This is a genomic window from Paracoccus sp. (in: a-proteobacteria), from assembly GCF_047973135.1.
Classification (GTDB): Bacteria; Pseudomonadota; Alphaproteobacteria; order Rhodobacterales; family Rhodobacteraceae; genus Paracoccus.
Map to the genome: position 1 here is coordinate 1 of NZ_JBKEBL010000300.1, position 4400 is coordinate 4400.

General features: G+C 61.8%; 6 protein-coding genes. All 6 read right to left on the reverse strand.

Features of this window, described 5'->3' with window-relative positions:
• On the reverse strand, positions 1-323 hold a 323-nt coding region (locus ACK5L9_RS21955; protein WP_416913586.1), incomplete at its 3' end, for a transposase family protein.
• A gap of 419 nt (positions 324-742) precedes the next feature.
• Entirely contained in the window at positions 743-1339 is a 597-nt protein-coding gene (locus ACK5L9_RS21960; protein ID WP_416913587.1) for a plasmid pRiA4b ORF-3 family protein, read from the reverse strand.
• Between the two features lie 282 nt (positions 1340-1621).
• Positions 1622-2155: a DUF3489 domain-containing protein gene (locus ACK5L9_RS21965; protein ID WP_416913588.1), complete on the reverse strand. Its 534-nt coding sequence runs from the start codon at positions 2153-2155 to the stop codon at positions 1622-1624.
• Between the two features lie 144 nt (positions 2156-2299).
• Positions 2300-3094, reverse strand: coding sequence for a 5-deoxy-glucuronate isomerase (gene iolB / locus ACK5L9_RS21970; protein WP_416913589.1), 795 nt, complete (start codon positions 3092-3094; stop codon positions 2300-2302).
• A gap of 4 nt (positions 3095-3098) precedes the next feature.
• Complete coding sequence (locus tag ACK5L9_RS21975; protein ID WP_416913590.1) at positions 3099-3311, reverse strand: DUF3329 domain-containing protein; 213 nt, start codon at positions 3309-3311, stop codon at positions 3099-3101.
• A complete protein-coding gene (iolE, locus tag ACK5L9_RS21980) occupies positions 3308-4219 on the reverse strand; it encodes a myo-inosose-2 dehydratase (protein WP_416913591.1) in 912 nt (303 codons plus the stop codon). The genes ACK5L9_RS21975 and iolE overlap by 4 nt, the downstream gene beginning before the upstream one ends.
• Positions 4220-4400: the final 181 nt, after the last annotated feature.

A 4400-nucleotide genomic window follows, 5' to 3' on the forward strand; every position in this document is an offset into this window, starting at 1 on the left:
ATGGACTTGCCGTCGATGGCGATGTGGCGGCCTTCTCTGCCTTCGTCGAGGACCAGCGAACCGAGCACCCCCGCAAGGGCCTGAGGATCGATCATCCGCAGGGTCTGGGTCAGCGTGGCATGGCAGGGGGTCGTCGCCGTGAACCCCGGTGCGGCCCGCTGCCGGCTGTCCAGGCTGCGCCCCGGTTCGAACGCCGCCTTCATCCCCTTTCGCCCACTCACAAGCGATACCACGATCAGCGCCAGAATGGACCACAAGGGATAATCACGGCCCTGCCGGCCACGCGGATCGGGCACCCGCTCAAGGATCAAACGCAGATTCAATCGCACCTCCATCACGATACTGGAGACGCCGAATCAGCAAGTCAGAGAAGAATCAAGCGTTTACTAAATCGCCTTGCAGCCCTACCCCCTGCCATGGTTCCTCCCCGGCGCCATCCGTATTCGGGGGGGCGCAGCGCGGAAGTTTGCCAGCGTCAGGCGTTTTCACCGGGGAATCCAGGCGGAATCCACCTGAGCCAGAAGAGCGCCGTTTCCATCAACAAAACAAGGAGTTAGTTGCCGCCGCAGGGTGGATTCCCGCTGGAATCCAAGGTGGATTCCAGAAGCCACTTCGCGGAAGCCACCACCATCGGAAGCCAGCGGAATCCAGGCGGGATCCACCCCGCCGGAAGCTACCCAAAACCACAGGACGACCCCGCCCCATGACCTCTTCTGTAATCGTTAACCCGCCCCTGTGCTGATCAGTTGATCCGCGTCTTTTTCGACCTCCAGCGCTTTGCAAGTTTGAGGACTTCAAGGCGGAGTTCGTCGGAGGCGGGCGCGTTGGGGTCAAACGGGCCGCCGTACCAGTCCGTGAGATCGGTGTGTTCCGGGTGTTCTGGATCAGCCATGGCGGCCACGAACATCTCATAGCCTGGGAGCCCTCCGATATCTTCCGGCGGACATGAACCAGCAATATCTGTCAATCGTGGATAGAGCTGACCGGGGTCAACTTCGCTGGTTTCGCCAAATTCGATACTGTGCACCCAATCGTCTCCGAAGTCATAGAGATAGGTCAGTCCTGCATCGCCTGCCTTTGTTCGAGCCTGTTCGAGCGTGGCCTTGTCGGCAGGCAGGTCTTCCGGACTTTCGACATGGGCTGGCGCAACCCAGCGATCGGCGCCCCATTGATAGGGCTCGCCGATGCAGAATTGATAGAGATGGGCATTCTGCCACCCCATGGCGGCCTGAATGGTCAGATGCAGGCGATCGAGGCGAATGTCCGCCGGCACCTGCAGGGTGCGCGTAACGGCAGGTTCAATGTCTTCAAGCGTAACCGTCAATTCGATGATGCTCATGGCCTGCCTCCCCTGTCAGCCCCTTATAAATCCAAGGCCGGAGAGCGTCGATCTCGGATTGCTTATGACCCTGACGGGCCAGAAAGCGACGGGAATCAATCGCACTGGGGCTTGCGCAGGGAACGTGGCCATCCCTGTTGCGAACGGCGGACGCCCATCTACTCCTGACCCGATTTGACCCTTATGCCACGCTCCACAACACTGCGGTTCAGCAGACGCTCATTGACCATCAAACTGAACATCGCATGTCAGCGATCGCCCGGAACGCAGAAGGCAAAGCTATCAGTTTTCGCGAATAATTCTGTAGATCCGGCCTCTCTTCGCATTCTTCTCAGAAGTGACCTGCAGCCCCAGCTTACCTTTCAGCGAGCCGGAGATTGCGCCTCGAATCGAATGATGCAACCATCCCAGCGCCTCGGCGACCTCTGCAATACTTGCGCCTTCGGGCCTCTGCAGCATGGAGATAAGCCGCGCCTGTTTTGTGTCAGGGCGCTGCGCGACCGCGATGGCCTCGGGCTTGGCATCGCGCAGCGCGACCATGGACTGGACCACCACCGGATCGATGCCGATGGTGTATAGCCCAGCCTCGGTGGCGATCAAAGTGATGCCATGCCCATCCCCGGTCTCGCGCCACAATGGTTCATCACGCCGCAGATTGGCCTCGACCTCGTCGAGGTAGCCTTTCGCAATCAGTTTGCCGACAGACATTTTTGCCGCCGCGCCATGCAGCCCTTCGGGCAGCGGCAGGGCGAGATTGCCCGGCCGGGTACTGGCGCGGGTCAGGATCAGAGCCTGGGTGCTGCTGAGTTTCGTCATGGCTGGGTCCTTGAACTGGATCATCATCCTCGAAAAGGATGCTCCAATGGCCGCCGAAGCGTAGACAATTCAGGGTAATATTATTGCCTTCTGACTGTCATTTTACTCACCTCTGGTTCTTCCGGACGTCCCGACGACCTCCCCTCACATCAGATGTTCCATTTCCGGCGCAGCCACAAACCGCCAGTTTCTGCGCGGCCCGGCCATGACGTTCAGATAATACAGTTCAAACCCATGTGGTGCGCCGCAGGGGTGGTGGCCGCGGGGGACGCAGACCACGTCGCCATCGCGGACGGCCATGGCCTCGTCCAATGAGCCATCATCGGTATAGACACGCTGGATGGCCCAGCCATTGCCGGGGTTCAGGCGGTGGTAATAGGTCTCTTCGAGATAGGTGATGCGGGGGAAGTCGTCCTCGTCGTGGCGGTGGGAAGGGTAGCTCGACCAGTTGCCAGCGGGGGTGAAGACTTCGGTGACGAGGAGGCTGTCGGCGTAATCCTCGGCCTCCATGGCGATATTGTTGATCCAGCGGGTGTTATTGCCCTCGCCGCGTTGGGTCAGGGTGATCCCATCGGGGCCGATCCTGCGGGCCGGATGGCCGCCATGGCCGGGGGCGGCGCAGACGGCGATGGTGCAGTCGGTGACCGCTTCGGCCTGCCATTGCTGGGCATTTGGCACGTAAAGGCAATGGGGCGGGGTCTTTTCGAAGACATCCATGCGGTCCCCCAGAACGCCCCAGTCCTGACCGGCGGCGCGGATCTTGGCCTTGCCCTCGACCATCACAAGGATGACCTCATTCGTGCCGGTCGCTTCCTCCGCCGTCTCTCCGGCGCGCAACCGGTAGAGCGAGAAGCCGACATAGCGCCAACCCGCATCGGCGGGGGTTATCTGATGGACTTTTCCATGGGTGCCGAACGGCTTTTTCTGAAGATGGCTCATGGATCTATTCCTTTCCGTCGCGGTCATCCGGACCCTTCGGATCGAAGGCGATGAAGAACTGGTGCCCGGCATAGGCACCGATGGCAGCAAAAAGCACGCCCCAGAAGGCCGCGCCCGAGGCAAACTCGACCGCCGCCCAACCGAGACAGGCGACCACGATGGCGACCCGAAGCCAGAGCGGCCGGTAGACATTCTGCTGGAGATCGAAGAACCTCATGCAGCCCGCTCCCGGTCCAGCCCTGCCTGTGCCGCCGCCGCCTTCAGCGACTTCAGGCCGAGGGACTGGTAGTCGAGCGGATTGCGGAGCTCGGGATCCTGTTCGGCCTCGATCACCAGCCAGCCGTCATATCCGTGACCGGCAAGGATCTTCAGAAGCGGCACGAAGTCGATCGCGCCTTCCGGGTCGCCGGGCACGGTGAAGGCACCGGCGAGCACGCCCTGAAGAAAGGACATGTTCTCGGCCCGGACCCGTTCGGTGACGGGGCGGCGGATGTTCTTGGCATGGAAATGGGCCACGCGGGGGGCGTGTTTCGCCAGCACCGCCGCCGGGTCGCCGCCGCCGAAGGCGCAATGACCGGCATCGAACAGAAGATGCGTGGCCGGGCCGGTCGCGGCCATGAAGGCGTCGATCTCCTCGGGGGATTCGACCACGGTGCCCATATGGTGATGATAGGCGAGTGTGATGCCTTCGGAGGCCAGATAGGCCGCGAAAGCTTCCATCTTCGCGCCGAAGGCGGCCATCTGATCCGCCGTCAGGCGCGGCCGGTCGTTCACCGGCATATCGGGGCTGCCATGCACGGTATTCGAGCATTCGCAGGTAATGCAGACCTTGCAATCATTGGCCTTCAGCCTGGCCAGATGCGGCTGGACGGCGGCGATCTCGTCTTCGACCGAGCGGGTCAGCAGTTCCGTCGAATACCAGCCCGAGATGAAGCGCAACCCATAGCTGCCCAGCAGGTCTTTCAACTCCTGCGGATCCTCGGGCCAGCGATGGCCGTTCTCGATCCCGTCGAAGCCGATCACCTCGCCGGCCTCATGCAGGATCCGGTCGGTCGGGATATCGGCGCCGATGCTCCGGTCGTCATCATTGGCCCAGGCGATGGGATTGGTGCCGTAAAGGATCATGGTGTCGCCCTCAGTTGACGAGGCTCTGCTTCGCAATGTTCTTGAGATAACCGGCATAGGCGGCGCGCAGCTTTTCGGTATCGCCCACTTCCGGCACGGCCACGTCCCAGAAATGCCCCGCCCCGTCCAGCCCGTCGCCCGGGCCGGGGGCGGCGGTGGTGTCGATGACGATCACAGTCGG

Excerpts from the sequence above, each read along its gene's own strand:
- iolE (WP_416913591.1), bottom strand. The coding sequence starts at position 4,219 with ATGATCCTTTACGGCACCAATCCCATCGCCTGGGCCAATGATGACGAC.
- ACK5L9_RS21960 (WP_416913587.1), bottom strand. The coding sequence starts at position 1,339 with ATGAGCATCATCGAATTGACGGTTACGCTTGAAGACATTGAACCTGCC.
- ACK5L9_RS21975 (WP_416913590.1), bottom strand. The coding sequence starts at position 3,311 with ATGAGGTTCTTCGATCTCCAGCAGAATGTCTACCGGCCGCTCTGGCTT.
- iolB (WP_416913589.1), bottom strand. The coding sequence starts at position 3,094 with ATGAGCCATCTTCAGAAAAAGCCGTTCGGCACCCATGGAAAAGTCCAT.
- ACK5L9_RS21965 (WP_416913588.1), bottom strand. The coding sequence starts at position 2,155 with ATGACGAAACTCAGCAGCACCCAGGCTCTGATCCTGACCCGCGCCAGT.